Below are 18,567 nucleotides of genomic sequence, written 5' to 3'. Positions count from 1 at the left end.
GTCACTTGTTCCCGTCTTCGCTCAGCGCCTTGGCGAGCGACACCTGCGCCGATCCGGGCTTGAGCGGCTTCTGCTGCGACGGGTCGGGCGCCCAGCCCGAAAGCCACACGAAGGAAAAGCTCGCCCGCACCCGTCCGTCGGGGTCGGAAAAGCGCTCGGCATAGATCTCAGCCGCCCGATGGAACAGCCGCCGTGTCGAGGGCCTGCGCGGCCGGTCGGCGAGCGCGCTGGTCGCCCCCATTGCCCGGAGATCGGCCATCAGCCCAAACATGGTGTCGTAGCGCACAGTCACCGTCTCGACATCGGCGACAGGCAGGGCAAACCCCGCCCTCTGCAGCAGGCCGCCGGCATCGCGCACATCGGTGAAGGGGATGACGCGCGGGCTCGCACCGCCGGTCAGTTCGGTTTCTGCCGCAAGCAGGCTCTCGCGCAGCTCCACGAGTGTGCCCGCGCCGGCCAGGACACCGAGAAACAGCCCGTCCGGTTTCAGCGCACGCCGGATCTGGATCAGCTGGCCGGGAATGTCGTTGGCTTCCTGCAGCGCCAGCAGCGAAACCGCCAGATCGATGCTCGCCGGTTCGAGCGCAATCGTCTCAGGATCGGAAATTACGCCCGGGCCGCCGCCGAGAAACGCCGCGTCCGCCTCGACGCGCTGCACGTCCGCCACCTTGCCACTTGCGGCCAGAACGGCCGTCGCCGCCGGGCTGACGCCGAAGATCGCGGCCCCATGCTCGAACTTGCGCTCGACGGTCGCCAGCCTGTCGGCGAGGTCTTCCGCCGCGCGCGCCACCAGGAAGTCGGCACCGGCAACAGGGTGCGCCAGCGCCCGTCGGCGGTGCGCGATCACGAGACTGGCGTCGAAGATGGCTTGCACGTGCTGTCGTCCTTCGTTGCCGGTTTGCCGTCATGGCCGACCGGACTGCCGCGCATGCCTCCGGAGCCGGAATCGACTTTCGGATGGGATCATGCGCAAATTCAGCTGTCGCGCCCTTGCATCGAGGCGCGGCATTGCAGGTGAAGTGGCCGATCCTATGCCGGAGATCAAGAGCCTCGCCCACGCTGTCGCTGCCTGGCCGGCGCGGATGCTGTTTCCGCCGGTCTGTGCCGGCTGCCGTCGCCAGGTCATCCAGCCCGGCGCGTTGTGCGGCGCCTGTTGGCCCAGCCTGCGTTTCCTCGAAAAGCCGTGGTGCGAGGTCATGGGAACGCCTTTTGCTCATGATTTCGGTGTCGGCTTCCTCTCCGCCGAGGCTATCGCCAACCCGCCGCCCTTCGCCCGCGCCCGTGCGGCGGTCGCCTATACCGGCGTCGCACGTCGCATGGTCCAGGGCCTCAAATTCCACGACCGCACCGATCTCGGGCCGTGGATGGCGCGCTGGATGGTGCGCTCAGGCGCTGAACTCGTCGCCGATGCCGAAGTCGTCGTGCCGGTGCCGCTGCACTGGCGCCGCTTTCTGTGGCGGCAGTTCAACCAGTCGGCGGAACTCGCCCGCAACGTCGCCAAGCTTGCCGGCCTGCCGTTCGCGCCGACTGCGGTCCGCCGGATCAGGCGCACGCGCCAGCAGGTCGGTCTCGGGCACCGCGAGCGTGAAGACAACGTGCGCGCTGCCTTTGTCGTTCCCTCCGAGGCCGAGATCGACGTCAGGGGGCGGCGGGTGCTGCTCGTCGACGACGTCTACACGACGGGCGCTACGGTGGCCGCAGTGACACGGGCTTTGAAGAAAAGCGGGGCGAGTGCCGTCGACGTGCTGACGTTTGCCCGCGTCCTGCCTGGGGACTTCCGGCCCGACGATCAGGACACTATATAGTCGACCAAGGACAACAGGGTTCTGCCATGGTCGACGTCACCATCTATACCCGCATGATGTGCGGCTACTGCACGGCGGCAAAGCGCCTTCTCGAACGGAAGGGCGTTGCATTCACCGAACATGACGCTAGCTTCTCGCCCGAGCTTCGGCAGGAAATGGTGACGCGCGCCAAGGGGCGGGCGACCTTTCCGCAGATTTTCGTGGGCAATGTGCATGTCGGCGGTTGCGACGACCTGCACGATCTCGACGCAGAGGGCCGTCTCGACGGACTTCTTGCAACCGGTTCGCTAGGCTGAGGACGAACGATGACGATTTTCAAGGCGGCTGCGGTTCAGATGCGTTCCGGCAAGGAGCCGGCGCGTAATGTCCGCGATTTCGAAGCGCTGGTGCGCGAGGCAGCAGGCCAGGGTGCGACCTATGTCCAGACGCCGGAGATGACAGGCGCCATCGTCGGCGACAAGGATGCCCGTGCCGCGGCGTTCACGTCGGAGGACAAGGACCTCGTCGTCGCCTCGGGCCGCAAGCTTGCGGCCGAACTTGGCATCCATCTCCATGTCGGCTCGACCGCGATCGTGCGTGCCGACGGCAAGCTCGCCAACCGCGCCTTCCTGTTCGGTCCTGACGGTGCGACGGTCGCCGTCTACGACAAGATCCACATGTTCGACGTCGATCTCGACAATGGCGAGAGCTGGCGTGAATCCTCGGCCTATGAGCCAGGCAGGGAAGCCGTCGTTGCCGACACGGCACTTGGCAAGTTCGGCTTCGCCATCTGCTACGATCTGCGCTTCCCGCAGCTGTTCCGCGCCGAGGCGCTGGCCGGCGCCGAAGTGCTGACTGCTCCTGCCGCCTTCACCCGCCAGACCGGCCTTGCCCATTGGCATGTGCTGCTGCGCGCACGGGCCATCGAAAACGGCGCTTTCGTCATAGCCTCCGCCCAGGGCGGCAAGCACGAGGATGGCCGCGAGACCTTCGGCCATTCGCTGATCATCGATCCCTGGGGGCGCATCCTCGCCGAGGCCGCGCATGACGAACCCGGTGTCATCATTGCCGAGATCGACACGCGCCATTCCTCCGATGCGCGCAAGAAGATCCCCAATCTCAAGAACGCGCGCGAGTTCGGCGTGGCGCTCCGTCAGGCAGGTGAGGGGGCTTTGAGAGGCGCCGCATCTTGATCCGCTTTTCCCTTCATTGCGACCATGCACATGACTTCGAAGGATGGTTCCGCAGCAACGACGACTTCGAGACCCAGCTCAAGCGCGGCTTCGTCTCTTGCCCGGAATGTGGTTCGCAGAAGGTCGAAAAGGCGCTGATGGCGCCTGCGGTCTCGACTTCGCGCAAGCAGGAAAAGATCGCACTCGCTCTGGGCGACGAACAGCGCAAGGCGGTGGCGGCCCTCAAGGAGCTGTCCGAAAAGGTGCGCCAGAACGCCGAGAATGTCGGCGACAAGTTTGCCGAGGAGGCGCGCAAGATTCATTTCGGCGAGACCGAAGCCCGCGGCATCTACGGTGCTGCAACGCTCGACGAGGCAAGGGGCCTCGCCGAAGACGGCATCGAATTCATGCCGCTGCCGGTTTTTCCCGACGACCGGAATTGATTGGGGGGCCAAGGGCTTCCATTTCGCTGGAGGTGGCATTGGAAGCCCAGACGCACCGCATGGCGGATTATCCCTATCCCCTTCACACCAACCGCGAACTCGAGATGATGCTGGCGGGCGCGAAGCCCTTCGCCGTATTCGCACACGAACGCGTCGAGGGGTTCGACAAGTGTGATGCGCTGGCCGGTCAGGGCTTTGAGACTCATGTAGCAAGGGGAACCATGTCGGAGCATGTCAGGACTGTCCGGCACGCTACGGGCGAGGCCGAAATCGACTACTATTTTTATGCTTTGCCCGGCGAGGAATGGCGCGTCGAGGCCTATTTGATGTTGCTCGAACTGCTGCATCGGGGAGCCTGGTGCCGCCAGCTGGAATGGCTGGAGGGCAGGTTGCTCGGTTATACCGACGAGCAGAACGAGTACCACCTTGCCCGCGCCTATCCGGACGGATGGCGGCGCTGAAGCCTGTGCGCCGTCCGATGCAGAGCATCAGCAATCGATCCGCAGGGACTGGCGTCGCGTCTCGCCACCCAAGGTCCGCTACAGAAGAGCCCAGCTAGCGCCGAGAACTTGCAACCTCACCCACCCGCCAGATCGAACGCCTTGCGCAATGTGATCGGCGCCGTGTTGCGCCAGGCTGCGACGAGCGCGCTGCGCAGCGTCTTCTCGTCTGTCGCGGCCAGGATCAAGCGGGTCCAGCCCTGCTTGCCCCAGCCGCCGTCCACCGGCTGAAAGATTGCCGGCTCGGCCGTGCACATCATCTCCTGCTGGTCGCGCGTCAGCTTGATCACGGCATTGCCGTCCTCGGGCAGCGTGGCGAAGACGCGGTCGCGGACGCGGAAGTCGGGCTTGTCGAAATGCGATTTCTCGGTCGCCCCGGGCAGTTCCAGGGCGATCCGTCTGACATCCTCAGCTGTCATGGCTGTGCCTCCTCGATCCCGTCATGCTGCGAGATCGCGGCGGGCGGCGCAAGTTTGAGGCAGTTCTCAAGCGGTCAGGCGGCCTTTTCGGCCAGCACCATGTAGTTGACGTCCATGTCGCGCGATTTCTGCCAGCGGTCGGCCAGCGGATTGTAGATCACGCCGGTGCGGTCGATGGTCGAAAGGCCGGCGCCGACAAGTGCCTTGTCCAGCTCCTCGGGGCGGACCAGCTTGCCATACTGGTGGGTGCCGCGCGGCAGCCAGCGCAACACATATTCGGCGCCGACAATGGCAAGTCCCAGCGCCTTGAAGGTACGGTTGATGGTGGCGACGAACATGATGCCGCCGGGCTTCACCATCTCGCCACACTTCTTCACGAACAGCTCGACGTCGGCGACGTGCTCGACCACCTCCATGTTGAGGATGACGTCGAATTTTTCGCCCGCATCCGCAAGGTCTTCGGCTGTCGTGGCTCGGTAGTCCACCTTCACGCCAGATTCAGCCGCGTGCAGCTTCGCCACCTCGATATTGGTCACCGAGGCGTCGGCGCCGACCACGTCCGCGCCGAGGCGCGACATCGGCTCGCACAAAAGGCCGCCGCCGCAGCCGATATCGAGAATGCGCAGGCCCTCGAAGGGGCGTGCCGCATGAGTGTCGCGGCCGAAGCGCTGGGCGACCTGGTCGCGGATATAGCCCAGGCGCACGGGATTGAACTTGTGCAGCGGGCGGAACTTGCCGTTCGGGTTCCACCATTCGGCTGAGAGCGCCGAGAACCGCTCGACTTCTCCGGCATCGATTGTCGATGGGCGGGGATCTGGCATTGCTGTGGTCTCCTTCGAGCGCAAGGAAGTCGGGTCTTGGGCCCGGATTGTCAAGGCAAGTTTTCGGCGCGGCCCGTTCTCGGAGCCTTGCTGAAACCGCCGGCAGATGGTCTGCCGGCGGCCCGTCGATCCGGATTTTCCGCTGGGTTCGCTCTTCAGGCCGTGACGGCGACAGCCGCGTGCGACATGTCGATGCTGGCGGGGTCTATCGCCTGCATCGCCGCGCAGTCGCCGATTTCGCCCAGCAATCGGTCGGCAGCGGCAATCGCCTGCGCACGGCTTTGCCAGCGCACAAGGTCTATCCAGTTGCCGTCGCCATTGACGGCAAGCTGGCGGCCAACAAAACCGGGCTGCCGCTTCAGCCACTCGCTGACCTCCGCGTTCGCTGCGGCAAAGCCAGCCTCCTTGCCAGGCTTCAGTCTGAATCTGACGATTTCCAATGCTTCGCTCATGTCCATACTCCTGATTGAGACGGGCAGGCGTCGTTCATCGCATGATTGCGTGACAAAAGCTGTCAGGAGAGTTTGCACGCCGGCAAAGCAGGCGCGGTGATTTGTCTGGCAAGGCGTCCTTGCGGAAACCGCGTGTTTTGGATATTGAGGCCGCGCATTCTGCACCGCACCATCTTGCGGTGTTTTCATTCATTTTCCGGCCTTTCCAGGGGTCGGCGCATAGGCAAGGGCATTTCGCTTCCATGGCGCGCATCGTGATGAAGTTCGGCGGGACGTCCGTCGCCGACCTTGACCGCATCCACAACGTGGCGCGGCACGTCAAACGCGAGGTCGATGCCGGCCATGAGGTCGCCGTCGTGGTTTCGGCCATGTCGGGCAAGACCAACGAGCTCGTCGGCTGGGTGCAGGGCATGCCCAAGGCAACCGGCGCCAACAGCCCGTTCTTCGACGCGCGCGAATACGATGCCATCGTCGCCTCGGGCGAACAGGTGACATCGGGCCTGCTGGCGATCGCCCTGCAGTCGATCGGCGTCAACGCCCGCTCCTGGCAGGGCTGGCAGATCCCGATCAAGACCGACGGCGCGCATGGCGCGGCTCGTATCCTCGACATCGATGGCTCGTTCCTGATCAAGCGCTTCCAGGAAGGCCAGGTCGCCGTCATCGCCGGCTTCCAGGGTATCGCGCCCGACAACCGCATCGCCACGCTCGGCCGCGGCGGCTCCGACACCAGTGCTGTGGCGATTGCCGCTGCCGTGAAGGCTGACCGCTGCGACATCTACACCGATGTCGACGGCGTCTACACCACCGATCCGCGCATCGAGCCCAAGGCGCGCCGGCTGTCCAAGATTTCCTTCGAGGAAATGCTTGAGATGGCCTCGCTTGGTGCCAAGGTATTGCAGGTGCGTTCGGTCGAACTCGCCATGGTGCACAAGGTCCGCACCTTCGTGCGCTCTTCCTTCGAGGATCCGGATGCGCCCGGCATGGGCGATTTCCTCAACCCGCCTGGTACTCTCATTTGTGACGAGGATGAAATCGTGGAACAGCAGGTCGTCACCGGAATCGCCTACGCCAAGGACGAAGCCCAGGTTTCGCTGCGCCGGGTCGCCGACCGGCCGGGCGTGGCAGGCGGCATCTTCGGACCACTGGCTGAGGCCAACATCAACGTCGACATGATCGTCCAGAACATCTCCGAGGACGGCAAGTTCACCGACATGACCTTTACGGTGCCGTCGGGCGACGTCACCAAGGCGCTGGCCGTGCTCGAGAAGATCCGCCCCGACATCGGCTATGACGCTGTCCAGCACGACGAGGGCATGTCCAAGGTGTCGGTCATCGGCGTCGGCATGCGCAGCCATGCGGGCGTTGCGGCAACTGCTTTCCAGGCGCTCGCCTCCAAGGGCATCAACATCCGCGCCATCACGACCTCCGAGATCAAGATTTCGATATTGATCGACGGCCCGTACACCGAACTTGCTGTTCGGACTTTGCATTCCGTCTACGGTCTCGATAAGCAGTAGTACAAGGAATCGAGCGTCACCGCGTTGCCGGCGTGCAGCATGTGCCGCGCCGGTTCCAAAGCATTGGAGACGGTGAATGATGCGTGACATGGCCGCAGGGCCTCGCGTGCTTCTGAAACGGCTCCGCGAGTTGATGGCGGAGCCCCTCGAGCCACAGGAACGGCTCGACAGGATCGTGCGCGATATTGCCGCCAACATGGTGGCCGAAGTCTGCTCGCTCTACGTGCTTCGCGCCGACTCCGTCCTCGAACTCTATGCCACCGTCGGTCTGAACCCCAATGCGGTTCACCTGGCCCAGCTGCGTCTCGGACAGGGTCTGGTCGGTACCATCGCTGCGAGCGCGCGTGCGCTCAACCTGTCCAACGCGCAGGAACACCCTGCTTTCGCTTACCTGCCGGAAACGGGTGAGGAGATTTATCACTCCTTCCTCGGCGTGCCGGTGCTCAGAGCAGGGCGCACGCTTGGCGTTCTGGTCGTGCAAAACAAGACCATGCGCCACTATCGCGACGACGAGGTCGAGGCGCTCGAAACCACCGCGATGGTCATTGCCGAGATGATCGCGTCCGGCGACATCGCCCGGCTCAGCCGACCCGGCCTCGAACTCGATCTGACGCGCCCAGCGTCGTTCACCGGCAGTTCCTTCAACGAAGGTGTCGGCCTCGGCCATGTCGTGCTGCACGAGCCGCGCATCGTCGTCACCAATCTGTTCAACGAGGACAGCGACGAGGAACTGCGCCGGCTCGAGGATTCGCTCGGTTCGCTCCGGCTCTCCATTGACGACATGCTGTCGCGCCGCGACGTCGCCTTCGAGGGCGAGCATCGCGAGGTTCTCGAAGCCTACCGGATGTTTGCCAACGATCGCGGCTGGGTGCGCCGCCTTGAAGAGGCGATCCGCAACGGCCTGACGGCGGAAGCAGCGGTCGAGAAGGTGCAGAGCGATATGCGCGCGCGCATGCTGCACATGACCGACCCCTATCTGCGCGAGCGGATGAGCGATTTCGACGATCTCGCCAACCGTCTGCTGCGCCAGCTCATGGGCCGCGGCCCCGAGACCATCGCCGCCTCGCTTCCCAAGGATGCCATCATCGTCGCCCGCTCGATGGGGGCTGCCGAACTGCTCGACTATCCGCGTGACCGCCTGCGCGGCCTTATCCTTGAGGAAGGCGCGCCTACCAGCCACGTGGTCATCGTGGCGCGCGCCATGGGCATTCCCGTCGCCGGCCAGATGAAGGGTGCCGTTTCCATGTCGGAAAACGGCGATCCGATCATCGTCGACGGCGATGAGGGGACGATCCATCTCAGACCTCAGCCCGACCTCGAAGCTGCCTATGCCGAGAAGGTGCGTTTCCGTGCCCGCAGGCAGGAGCTCTACCGCGAGCTGCGCAAGAAGCCGTCGCAGACCAGGGACGGCATCAAGGTCGACCTGTTGATGAATGCCGGCCTCGCCGTCGACCTGCCGCAGCTTGCCGAAGCGGGTGCCGCCGGCATCGGCCTGTTCCGCACCGAGCTGCAGTTCATGGTGGCGTCGACCTTCCCGCGCGCCGAAGCGCAGGAGAAGCTCTATCGCGACGTGCTCGACACGGCCAAGGGCCGTCCCGTCACCTTCCGCACCATCGATATCGGCGGCGACAAGGTGCTGCCCTATTTCAAGGGCTCGGCGCAGGAAGAAGAGAACCCCGCGCTCGGCTGGCGCGCCATCCGCCTGACGCTCGACCGTCCCGGCCTGCTGCGCACCCAGGTCCGCGCGCTGCTCAAGGCTGCCGGCGGGCGTGAGCTCAAGGTCATGCTGCCGATGGTCACCGAACTCTCGGAGATCGCCCAGGCGCGCGAAATCATCGACCGCGAGGTGCGCCACCTGTCGCGCTTCGCCCACCATCTGCCGACCAGCCTGAAGCTCGGCGCCATGATCGAGGTGCCGGCGCTGCTGTGGCAGCTCGACGAGCTGATGCAGACGGTCGACTTCGTCTCGGTCGGCTCCAATGATCTGTTCCAGTTCGTCATGGCTGCCGACCGCGGCAACACCCAGCTCGCCGACCGCTTCGACCCACTGTCGGTGCCGTTCATGCGGGTGCTCAAGCAGATTGCGGACGCAGGCGTGCGCAACCACACGCCCGTCACGCTGTGCGGCGAACTCGCCGGCAAGCCGATTTCGGCCATGGCCCTGCTCGGCCTCGGGTTCCGCTCCATTTCCATGTCGCCGGCCTCCATCGGCCCGGTCAAGGCGATGCTCACCGAACTCCCGCTTGGGGAACTCAAGTCGTTCCTCGACGATAATCTTTCCGGACCTGCGGCCAACCTGCCGATGCGCGCGTTGCTCCAGGCCTTTGCGGACGACCGTTCCATACCCCTATGATCAGCCTGCCTCGCGACCGAATGGACCAAGTCGTCAAGCGCTTCGACATGCTCGAAGCCCAGATGGCTGCCGGCCCCGACCCTGACGCCTATGTGAAGATGGCGTCCGAATATTCCGACCTCCAGGACCTCGTCGGCAAGATCCGCGCCCTGCGCGGCGCCGAGCAGGAGCTGGCCGACCTCGACGTCATGCTCAATGACAAGAGCACTGACGCCGAGATGCGGGCGCTTGCCGAAACGGACAAGCCCGAGGTCGAGGAACGAATCGAGCAACTGCAGCACGACATCCAGATCCTGCTGCTGCCCAAGGACGCTGCCGACGACAAGAACGCCATCCTCGAAATCCGCGCCGGCACCGGCGGCGACGAGGCGGCCCTTTTTGCCGGCGACCTCTACCGCATGTACGAACGCTACGCCGCCTCGCGCGGCTGGCGCTTCGAGGTGGTCTCGGCCAGCGACGGCGATGCCGGCGGCTTCAAGGAAATCATCGCCGGCGTCTCCGGCAAGGGCGTGTTCGCGCATCTGAAATTTGAATCGGGCGTGCACCGCGTCCAGCGCGTGCCGGCAACCGAGGGCAGCGGTCGCATCCACACGTCAGCCGCAACCGTCGCCGTGTTGCCGGAGGCCGAGGAAGTCGACATCGAAATCCGTGCCGAAGATATCCGCATCGACACCATGCGCGCCTCGGGTTCGGGCGGGCAGCACGTCAACACCACAGACTCTGCCGTGCGCATCACCCACCTGCCCACCGGCATCATGGTGGTGCAGGCCGAGAAGTCGCAGCACCAGAACCGGGCGCGGGCCATGCAGATCCTGCGCGCCCGCCTCTACGACATGGAGCGCAGCCGCGCCGACGAGGAGCGTTCGTCGTCGCGCAAGTCGCAGGTCGGCTCGGGCGATCGTTCCGAGCGCATCCGCACCTACAATTTCCCGCAAGGGCGGCTGACCGACCACCGCATCAACCTGACGCTCTACAAGCTCGACCGCGTCATGATGGGCGAACTCGACGAGGTCGTCGATGCGCTGATATCCGACCACCAGTCGAAGCTCCTGGCCGACATGGGCTCGGATGCCTGAGGCGGCACGGCCGCTCGGTGAGTTGCTGCGCCATGCGCGGGCGCGGCTTGCGGGTGCTGGCATAACGGACGCCGCATTCGACGCCCGGCTGATCGTCGAGCATTTCTCCGGCACCACGCGCACGGACGCGATTTCCACGCCCGACCGGATCGTCACGCAGTTGGCCGAGATCGAGGCCGCGCTCGACCGTCGTATATCGGGCGAACCGGTGCACCGCATCCTTGGTTTCCGCGAGTTCTATGGCATGCGGCTAGGTCTCTCGACCGAGACGCTCGAACCGCGCCCCGACACAGAAACGCTGGTCGACGCCGTCCTGCCTTTTGTGCGCGAGACGGCTGCGCGCGTGGGCACCTGCCGCATCCTCGACCTCGGCACCGGCACCGGCGCAATCGCGCTTTCCTTCCTGGTACAGGAGCCGCTTGCGGTGGCAACCGGCGTCGATGTCTCCGACGACGCGCTGGCAACCGCTGCGGCCAATGCCGCCGACCTTGGGGTTTCGAACCGTTTTTCGGCAAAAAAATCCGACTGGTTCGCGGAAATTACTGGCCGCTACCATTTAATCGTCTCAAATCCACCCTATATTGCCTCATCAGAGATCGAGGATTTGCAGGACGAGGTTCGCAACTTTGATCCGCGGCGCGCGCTGGACGGCGGCCCGGACGGTCTCGGAGCATACAGAGCCATAGCATCGGACGCCGCGCCCCACCTCGAACAAGGTGGGCTCGTCGGTCTGGAAATAGGACATGACCAGCGGCGCGACGTGACCGAGCTATTCGAGCAAGCCGGCTACAGGTTGATCACCCAGCATAAGGATCTGGGTGGAAACGACCGTGCGCTCGTGTTCGGAAAGTGACTTGCGGACGGGATGTCCGGGCCTTTTCGGCAGCGCAAAAAACCGCTTGGCAAGGAAAGTGAATGCCGCTAGGTTCCGGCAACCGGATGAGACGAAGCAGGCAGTACTGTAAACGTTCGGTTTCCCTAGGAAACTTGCTGCCTTCTTGCGTAGACGACGCTCTAGCTTCGTGCGGGGATCGTTCGGCAGACATGTAACCGACAAAGGACGGCATGTGGCGCCAGCGCAATTATTGCGGGCGAACACCAGCGGAAGAACACGGATCGACCTGCTCGTGAGGGGCAGCGGTCCTGAGCAAGATTTCAACACGAAGAGAATCTGATGAGGCCACAACAGCAGAACAGGCGCATGCGCGGTCGGAATAACAACAATAATAATAACAATAACAACAATAATAATAATAACAACAACCGCAAGGGTCCCAACCCGCTGACGCGCAACTACGAGAGCAATGGTCCGGATGTGAAGATCCGGGGCTCCGCGCAGCAGATCGCCGAAAAATATGCCACGCTTGCCCGCGACGCACAAAGCTCAGGCGACCGCGTTATGGCCGAGAACTATCTGCAGCATGCAGAGCACTATAACCGCATCATTGCCGCCGCCCTGGCGCAGATGCCCATCCAGCACCAGCAGCAAGCCCGCGACGATCTCGACGCCGATATGGACGACGAGCGTGACGAGGATTCGGTCGGCAATGCCGAAATGCAGCCGGTTCACCAGCACGCGCAGCCGCAGCCGGTCGTCAATGGCACCGGCCCGCAGCCCGAGATCGAAGGCACGCCCGCCGAAGTCGCGCTGAACCCTGAAGCAGCTGGCGAAGGCCAGCCGCGCGAGGGTCGCCGCGAGCGCGGTCGTGGCCGTCACGAAGGTCGTCGCGAGCGCCGTCCTGCCGAACAGCAGGCCGAAGCGCCTCAGGCCGAGGCTCCGCAGGTCGAAGCCGCCGTCGTCGAGCAGCCGCAGGCGGTCGCAGTCGAGGCGGCACCTGCTGCCGAAGCCGCCGAGGGCGAGGTCGCTGTGGCACCGCGCCGTGGCCGTCGTCCGCGTCGTGGCGAGCGCGCCGCGACCGAGGCGCAGGGCGAAGGCGAAACGCCGGCAGCCGAGCCTGCGGTCGTCGAGGGCTGATCGCCTTCCACGAAGGGCTTTGAAGCCATTTCAAACGGCGGGATGAAAATCTCGCCGTTTTTGTTTTTTGACTTCGGTGACGCGCATCGGCCCGAAAATCGGAATTGATTTTCGGAAAGCACGATGCGCAGACTCAGGAAATGCCGGAGCGTCCTTTGCGCGTCAAAAAATGACGCGCGGCGCTCCAGGCTCCTTGAGGGATATCGTCCTACTACCCATATCACGCCCAACAGGGTCCGGCCCAAACGGGCGGACTCGTCACCTTGGACCAGACCGGTGCCGCAAAGCGGGCCGGCGACGGAGTGGAGACAGATATGAATCTTGAGAAGTATTCCGAACGCGTACGCGGCTTCATCCAGTCCGCGCAGACTTACGCCCTTTCCAACAATCACCAGCAGTTCACGCCGGAGCACATCCTCAAGGTGCTGATCGACGACGATGAGGGGCTTGCCTCTTCGCTGATCGAGCGCGCCGGCGGCAATGCCCGCGATGTCAGGCTCGCTGTCGAGGCGGCGCTCAAGGCCATGCCCAAGGTCGAGGGCGCCAACGGCCAGCTTTACCTGGCGCAGCCGCTCGCCAAGGTCTTGTCGACCGCCGAGGAACTGGCCAAGAAGGCCGGCGACAGCTTCGTCACGGTCGAGCGCCTTTTGACGGCGCTTGCCGTCGAGAAGTCGGCCAAGACCTCCGAAATCCTGGCCAAGGCCGGTGTCACCGCGCAAGGCCTCAACAAGGCCATCAACGAAATCCGCAAGGGCCGCACCGCAGATTCGGCGAGTGCGGAGCAGGGCTACGACGCATTGAAGAAATACGCACGCGACCTCACGGCCGATGCCCGTGCCGGCAAGCTCGATCCGGTCATCGGCCGCGACGACGAAATCCGCCGCACCATCCAGGTGCTGTCGCGGCGCACCAAGAACAATCCGGTGCTGATCGGCGAGCCCGGCGTCGGCAAGACGGCCATCGCCGAAGGCCTTGCGCTGCGCATCGTCAATGGCGACGTGCCCGAGAGCCTCAAGGACAAGCAACTGATGGCGCTCGACATGGGCGCGCTGATTGCGGGTGCCAAGTATCGCGGCGAGTTCGAGGAGCGGCTGAAGGCCGTTCTGTCCGAGGTTACCGCGGCTGCCGGCGGCATCATCCTGTTCATCGATGAAATGCACACGCTCGTCGGCGCCGGCAAGGCCGATGGCGCGATGGATGCCTCCAACCTGCTCAAGCCGGCGCTCGCCCGCGGTGAGCTTCATTGCGTCGGCGCCACCACGCTCGACGAGTACCGCAAACATGTCGAAAAGGATGCGGCCCTTGCCCGCCGCTTCCAGCCGGTCTTCGTTTCCGAGCCGACCGTCGAGGACACCATCTCGATCCTGCGCGGCCTGAAGGAGAAGTACGAGCAGCACCACAAGGTGCGCATTTCGGACTCCGCATTGGTGGCGGCTGCGACGCTGTCGAATCGCTACATCACCGACCGCTTCCTGCCCGACAAGGCCATCGACCTGGTCGACGAGGCCGGCTCGCGGCTGCGCATGCAGATCGATTCCAAGCCCGAAGCCCTCGACGAGATCGACCGCCGCATCATGCAGCTCAAGATCGAGCGCGAGGCGCTGAAGCTGGAAACCGACGACGCCTCGCGCGACCGTCTCGAAAGGCTCGAGAAGGAGCTGGCCGGGCTCGAGGAAGAGTCGACCCGGGTGACCAGCCAGTGGATGGCCGAGAAGGAAAAGCTCGGCCTTGCCGCCGACCTCAAGGGCCAGCTCGAAGAAGCCCGCAACGAACTCGCCATCGCCCAGCGCAAGGGCGAGTTCCAGAAGGCGGGCGAGCTCGCCTATGGCCGCATCCCCGAACTCGAAAAGAAGCTCGTCGAGGCCGAGGCCCAGGAAAGCCGGGGCTCGATGGTCGAGGAAACCGTCACGCCTGATCACGTCGCCCATGTCGTCGAGCGCTGGACCGGCATTCCGGTCGACAAGATGCTCGAAGGCCAGCGCGAGAAGCTGTTGCGCATGGAAGACGAACTCGGTGTCCGCGTCGTCGGCCAGGGCGAGGCCGTGCAGGCCGTGTCCAAGGCCGTCAGGCGCGCCCGCGCCGGTCTGCAGGATCCGAACCGGCCGATCGGCTCGTTCATGTTTCTGGGCCCGACCGGCGTCGGCAAGACCGAGCTCACCAAGGCGCTCGCCGACTACCTGTTCGACGACGAGCACGCGCTGGTCCGCATCGACATGTCCGAGTTCATGGAGAAGCACTCCGTGGCCCGGCTGATCGGCGCGCCTCCCGGCTATGTCGGCTACGAGGAAGGCGGCACACTGACCGAAGCCGTGCGGCGCCGGCCCTATCAGGTCGTGCTGTTCGACGAGGTCGAGAAGGCTCATCCGGACGTCTTCAACGTGCTCCTGCAGGTGCTGGACGATGGCCGCCTGACCGATGGTCAGGGCCGCACCGTCGACTTCCGCAACACGCTGATCATCATGACGTCCAACCTCGGCGCCGAATATCTGGTGGCGCTGGGGGAGAACGAGGATGTCGACCAGGTCCGCGACGAGGTCATGGGCGCGGTCAAGGCGGCGTTCCGGCCGGAGTTCCTGAACCGCATCGATGAGATCGTCCTGTTCCACCGGCTGCGCCAGCAGGACATGGGCAAGATCGTGGCGATCCAGCTCAAGCGGCTCGAAAAGCTGCTCGCCGACCGCAAGATTGCGCTCGACCTCGCGCCCGACGCGATCGAGTGGCTGGCGCATAAGGGCTACGACCCCGCCTATGGCGCCCGTCCGCTCAAGCGCGTCATGCAGAAGGAACTGCAGGATCCGCTGGCCGAGCGCATCCTCGGCGGCGAGATCCTCGACGGCTCGACCGTCAAGATCACCGCAGGCTCGGATCGGCTCAACTTCCGGTCCAAGCAGGGCGTGGTGAGCGAGGAAGCGGCGGCGTAATCGCAACTGCTGTCCGTTGCATGGACAAAAGTGCCCCGTCATCGACGGGGCATTCTTTTTACCGATCTCTACCAGGACTTTTCTGGTTGGCGTTGTTCAAGCCTGACGGACGATGACGCCGATGGCATTGACGAGAAGACGCGCCGCGGTGGCGGCCGTCAGACCGTCGATGTCGGCAGGCGGATAAAATTCGACCAGGTCGAAACCTACGATCCTCGCCCGCTTGTCGACGCCGGCGATCAGGTCGATCGTTTGCGTGTAGGTGAGGCCGCCAGGTGTACGCGCCGCGACCCCCGGCATGATACTTGGATCAAGGCCGTCGCAGTCGAGCGTGATGACGACCTGCGCGCCCTCGGGGATATGCCGGAGGGCAGCCTCGACGCCTTCGGCATGAACCTCGCGAGCGGTGACCAAGTGGCTGCCGTAGCGCTGTGCTGCCTCGATCTCGGCGAGGCGGGCGCTGCCGACGCTGCGGATCCCGACCTGCACGATGCCGGTGACATGCGCCATCTCGCTCGCCCGCCGCATCGGGTTCGAGTAGCCGTAGCGTTCGCCAAGCACCTCGTCGCGCCAGTCGATATGGGCATCGATCTGCAGGACCCATATCGGGCCGTGACCGGCGAAGCCGGCGATAAAGGGAATGGGTACCGAATCGTCGCCGCCGAGCAGGATCGGCACGGCCAACAGCGCCAGCACCTCGCGCGTCTTCTCCTCGATACGGGCCCGGTTGTCTGTATTGGCATGCATCGTGGTGGAGATGTCGCCGGCGTCGATGCAGCAGACCGGCTTGCCGTCGAACAAGGGGCCGCCGAGATCGAAATCCCAATGGCCTACCAGCGGGGCGTCGTCCTGGCTCGCGGCGCGGATGGCGTCGGCAGCGAGGGCGTAGCCGCTGCTGTCCTTGCCAGGATAGGTGGTGCCGTGGCCGGCACCGAAGATCACAACACGCGGGTTACGGCCATCTGCAAGGCGATCAGGAAGGCCAAGAAAGCGGGGCGAGGCGGTCATGTGTCGAGGCCTTGTCAGGTTTAGAGGGGCGCGGGTCCATGTGCGTGGAGCGGGGAAATCCTACGCAGAGCCTGCCGGCTTGCAAGTCCGACTGTCCCGAAGTCTTCTGAACTATTTGGCAAGGCCCACGCGGGTGCAGGCGCTCAATGCGCCGGTTGGGATTTCCTGTCATGTGGAGTACAGGTTCATTGATTTGCGACGGAACGTTCCCCATGACGCTCGACGAATACAACGGCTTTTGCGCCTCGCTGCCGCATACGACCCATGTCGTGCAGTGGGGCGGGGCGCATGTCTGGAAGGTCGGCGGCAAGGTATTTGCCATTGGCGGCTGGAACGAAGGGGCGGGGCTCTCCGTCACCTTCAAGGTTTCCGATATGGCCTTCGACATCCTCAAGGAGCAACCCGGGTTGAGGCCCGCGCCCTATCTCGCTTCGCGCGGCATGAAGTGGATCCAGCGCATTTCGGGCGAGACCATGGACGCCGAAGGCTTGCGCGACTACATCCGCGAAAGCCACAGGCTGATCGCAGCCAAGCTCACCAGGGCCGTGCGCAAAGACCTCGGCCTGCCCGCATAGGCTGCGGCCATTTTCATGCCCTGTTCATGTTGGAAGGGTTAGCAGTTGGTTGATTTCGCCGGGCGTAATGTGCCCGGATCGCCATGGGGGCGATCGACCCGATATCGGAGAAGACTGGCGACCATGCTGCGCAGGATCATCGTGCTTTCGGCTTTGGCCACCGGCCTGTCTGTATTGCAGGCGGCGGCTGCGGTCGGGCCTGGCGACAGCCAGGCCGGACAGCGCCCTGTCCAGCCGGACAAGCTGATCCGCCTCGCGCAGGACAGCGACGTGGAGATCTTTTACGATGGCCGTGGCAACCGCGTGCTGGTCGATCCCTACACCGGCAAGGTCATCGCCGTTCAGCCGCCGGGAACCAGTTCCAACCGCCAGGCGCTTCGCCGTGAACTGCGCCGCCAGGAGCTGCGCCGAGAGTACCGCCAGGGTGATGTCCTGCTCGGCCCGGCCGACAATGGCGACTATTATTCCGACAACTATCCTGCCCAGCCGTCCGATCCCTATGACGACGGTTATGGCAACGATCCCAATGCGTTCCCCAGCGCGCCCGGCCAGCGCTCGGTGACGCGTGAACCCATACCAGGCCCGGACGACCAGGTCGCCGTCGGCGAGACCACGCCGACCATCGTCGAAAAGCCGTTGGAGCCATCGATCGCGGTCAAAGGCCGTGAGGATGTCGCCGGCCTGCAGATTCTGCTCGACCGCGCCGGCGCCTCGCCCGGCGTCATCGATGGCCGTTTCGGCTCCAATGTCGACAAGGCGCTGGCCGCCTATCACGAGATCACCGGTACCAGCCTGAAGTCGACCGACGCCGAAGGCATCAAGAAGGCGCTGGCCGAGACGGGTGGCGATGCGTTCGCCAACTACGTCATCACATCAGAGGACGCCGCCGGCCCCTACATCGCCTCGGTTCCGACCGATTACAGCGAAAAGGCGCAGCTCGAGCGCATGTCCTTCACCTCGGTCACCGAGATGCTGGCCGAGCGTTTCCACATGGATGAGGCCTATCTCAAGGCGCTCAATCCTGAAGCCAATTTCAACCGTCCCGGCACCATCGTCAGGGTCGCCAATTTCGGCAAGCAGATCACCACGCCCGTGGCCCGCATCATCGCCGACAAGGGGCTGAAGCAGGTCCGCGCTTATGACGAGGCCGGCAAGCTGGTCGTCGCCTATCCGGCGACCATCGGTTCGACCGACACGCCGTCGCCGACCGGCATCCATGCGGTGTCGCGGATCGCGCTCGACCCCAACTACACCTACAATCCAAATCTCAACTTCAAGCAGGGCAACAACGACAAGATCCTGACCATTCCGCCGGGGCCGAACGGTCCTGTTGGTTCGGTGTGGATCGCGCTCGACAAGCCCACCTATGGCATCCACGGCACGCCCGATCCGTCCAAGATCGGCAAGACCGAGAGCCATGGCTGTGTACGCCTGACCAATTGGGATGCGCGCGAACTGGCCAAGCTGGTCAAACCCGGCGTGCCGGTCGAGTTCATCGAGTAAAACAGGCCTGCGACCGTGGATTGTCGTCCACGGTCGCAACTTCATTGC

At 64.4% G+C, this 18,567-nt stretch carries 18 protein-coding genes; 13 read left to right on the top strand and 5 right to left on the bottom strand.

Annotated elements, in window-relative coordinates; all coding sequences use genetic code 11:
* Position 1: 1 nt before the first annotated feature.
* On the bottom strand, positions 2-874 hold the full coding sequence (locus B015_RS0120150; protein WP_018429544.1) for a methyltransferase domain-containing protein: 873 nt from the start codon (positions 872-874) through the stop codon (positions 2-4).
* Between the two features lie 145 nt (positions 875-1,019).
* Between B015_RS0120150 and B015_RS0120145 the strand changes: the two genes are divergently transcribed.
* Genes B015_RS0120145 through B015_RS0120125 form a run of 5 tightly spaced genes read left to right on the top strand, consistent with a single transcriptional unit; the run spans position 1,020 to position 3,860 of the window.
* Complete coding sequence (locus tag B015_RS0120145) at positions 1,020-1,805, top strand: ComF family protein (protein ID WP_026227527.1); 786 nt, start codon at positions 1,020-1,022, stop codon at positions 1,803-1,805.
* Positions 1,806-1,831: 26 nt separating this feature from the next.
* On the top strand, positions 1,832-2,101 hold the full coding sequence (gene grxC, locus B015_RS0120140; RefSeq protein WP_018429542.1) for a glutaredoxin 3: 270 nt from the start codon (positions 1,832-1,834) through the stop codon (positions 2,099-2,101).
* 9 nt (positions 2,102-2,110) lie between these two features.
* On the top strand, positions 2,111-2,977 hold the full coding sequence (locus tag B015_RS0120135) for a carbon-nitrogen hydrolase family protein (RefSeq protein WP_018429541.1): 867 nt from the start codon (positions 2,111-2,113) through the stop codon (positions 2,975-2,977).
* Positions 2,974-3,399 carry a DUF1178 family protein gene (locus tag B015_RS0120130; RefSeq protein ID WP_018429540.1) on the top strand — a complete coding sequence of 142 codons (426 nt, stop codon included), beginning with the start codon at positions 2,974-2,976 and terminating at the stop codon, positions 3,397-3,399. The genes B015_RS0120135 and B015_RS0120130 overlap by 4 nt, the downstream gene beginning before the upstream one ends.
* Positions 3,400-3,437: 38 nt before the next feature.
* A complete protein-coding gene (locus B015_RS0120125) occupies positions 3,438-3,860 on the top strand; it encodes a hypothetical protein (protein ID WP_018429539.1) in 423 nt (140 codons plus the stop codon).
* A 116-nt stretch (positions 3,861-3,976) separates the two neighbouring features.
* On the opposite strand, the gene B015_RS0120120 is transcribed toward B015_RS0120125, so the two are convergent.
* From B015_RS0120120 to B015_RS33365, 3 genes are all read right to left on the bottom strand, one after another.
* Positions 3,977-4,318, bottom strand: a complete 342-nt coding sequence (locus tag B015_RS0120120) for an MmcQ/YjbR family DNA-binding protein (protein WP_018429538.1) — start codon at positions 4,316-4,318, stop codon at positions 3,977-3,979.
* 74 nt (positions 4,319-4,392) lie between these two features.
* Positions 4,393-5,139 carry a bifunctional 2-polyprenyl-6-hydroxyphenol methylase/3-demethylubiquinol 3-O-methyltransferase UbiG gene (gene ubiG, locus B015_RS0120115; protein ID WP_018429537.1) on the bottom strand — a complete coding sequence of 249 codons (747 nt, stop codon included), beginning with the start codon at positions 5,137-5,139 and terminating at the stop codon, positions 4,393-4,395.
* 155 nt (positions 5,140-5,294) lie between these two features.
* Complete coding sequence (locus B015_RS33365; protein ID WP_157632789.1) at positions 5,295-5,780, bottom strand: antibiotic biosynthesis monooxygenase; 486 nt, start codon at positions 5,778-5,780, stop codon at positions 5,295-5,297.
* Positions 5,781-5,833: 53 nt separating this feature from the next.
* Between B015_RS33365 and B015_RS0120105 the strand changes: the two genes are divergently transcribed.
* From B015_RS0120105 to clpB, 6 genes are all read left to right on the top strand, one after another.
* Positions 5,834-7,108: an aspartate kinase gene (locus B015_RS0120105; protein ID WP_018429535.1), complete on the top strand. Its 1,275-nt coding sequence runs from the start codon at positions 5,834-5,836 to the stop codon at positions 7,106-7,108.
* A 79-nt stretch (positions 7,109-7,187) separates the two neighbouring features.
* Positions 7,188-9,461 carry a phosphoenolpyruvate--protein phosphotransferase gene (ptsP, locus tag B015_RS0120100; protein ID WP_026227525.1) on the top strand — a complete coding sequence of 758 codons (2,274 nt, stop codon included), beginning with the start codon at positions 7,188-7,190 and terminating at the stop codon, positions 9,459-9,461.
* The gene (prfA, locus tag B015_RS0120095) at positions 9,458-10,537 is read left to right on the top strand and encodes a peptide chain release factor 1 (RefSeq protein ID WP_018429533.1); all 1,080 of its coding nucleotides are present in this window, start codon (positions 9,458-9,460) and stop codon (positions 10,535-10,537) included. Before ptsP ends, prfA begins: the two co-directional genes overlap by 4 nt.
* Positions 10,530-11,390 (top strand): peptide chain release factor N(5)-glutamine methyltransferase, encoded by an 861-nt coding sequence (gene prmC, locus B015_RS0120090; protein WP_018429532.1) that lies wholly within the window; start codon positions 10,530-10,532, stop codon positions 11,388-11,390. Before prfA ends, prmC begins: the two co-directional genes overlap by 8 nt.
* Before the next feature lie 321 nt (positions 11,391-11,711).
* Positions 11,712-12,512 carry a DUF4167 domain-containing protein gene (locus B015_RS0120085; RefSeq protein WP_026227524.1) on the top strand — a complete coding sequence of 267 codons (801 nt, stop codon included), beginning with the start codon at positions 11,712-11,714 and terminating at the stop codon, positions 12,510-12,512.
* Positions 12,513-12,826: 314 nt separating this feature from the next.
* On the top strand, positions 12,827-15,433 hold the full coding sequence (gene clpB, locus B015_RS0120080) for an ATP-dependent chaperone ClpB (RefSeq protein ID WP_018429530.1): 2,607 nt from the start codon (positions 12,827-12,829) through the stop codon (positions 15,431-15,433).
* A 96-nt stretch (positions 15,434-15,529) separates the two neighbouring features.
* Here clpB and B015_RS0120075 read toward each other — a convergent pair whose 3' ends face one another.
* Positions 15,530-16,441, bottom strand: coding sequence for an agmatinase (locus B015_RS0120075; RefSeq protein WP_026227523.1), 912 nt, complete (start codon positions 16,439-16,441; stop codon positions 15,530-15,532).
* A 212-nt stretch (positions 16,442-16,653) separates the two neighbouring features.
* Between B015_RS0120075 and B015_RS0120070 the strand changes: the two genes are divergently transcribed.
* A complete protein-coding gene (locus tag B015_RS0120070) occupies positions 16,654-17,016 on the top strand; it encodes an MmcQ/YjbR family DNA-binding protein (protein ID WP_018429528.1) in 363 nt (120 codons plus the stop codon).
* 123 nt (positions 17,017-17,139) lie between these two features.
* On the top strand, positions 17,140-18,519 hold the full coding sequence (locus tag B015_RS0120065; protein WP_018429527.1) for a L,D-transpeptidase: 1,380 nt from the start codon (positions 17,140-17,142) through the stop codon (positions 18,517-18,519).
* Positions 18,520-18,567: the final 48 nt, after the last annotated feature.

The sequence above is a fragment of the Hoeflea sp. 108 genome, assembly GCF_000372965.1.
Taxonomy (GTDB): domain Bacteria; phylum Pseudomonadota; class Alphaproteobacteria; order Rhizobiales; family Rhizobiaceae; genus Aminobacter.
Note: the sequence above shows the minus strand (reverse complement) of the source record. Positions and strands in the feature narration are given on the sequence as shown.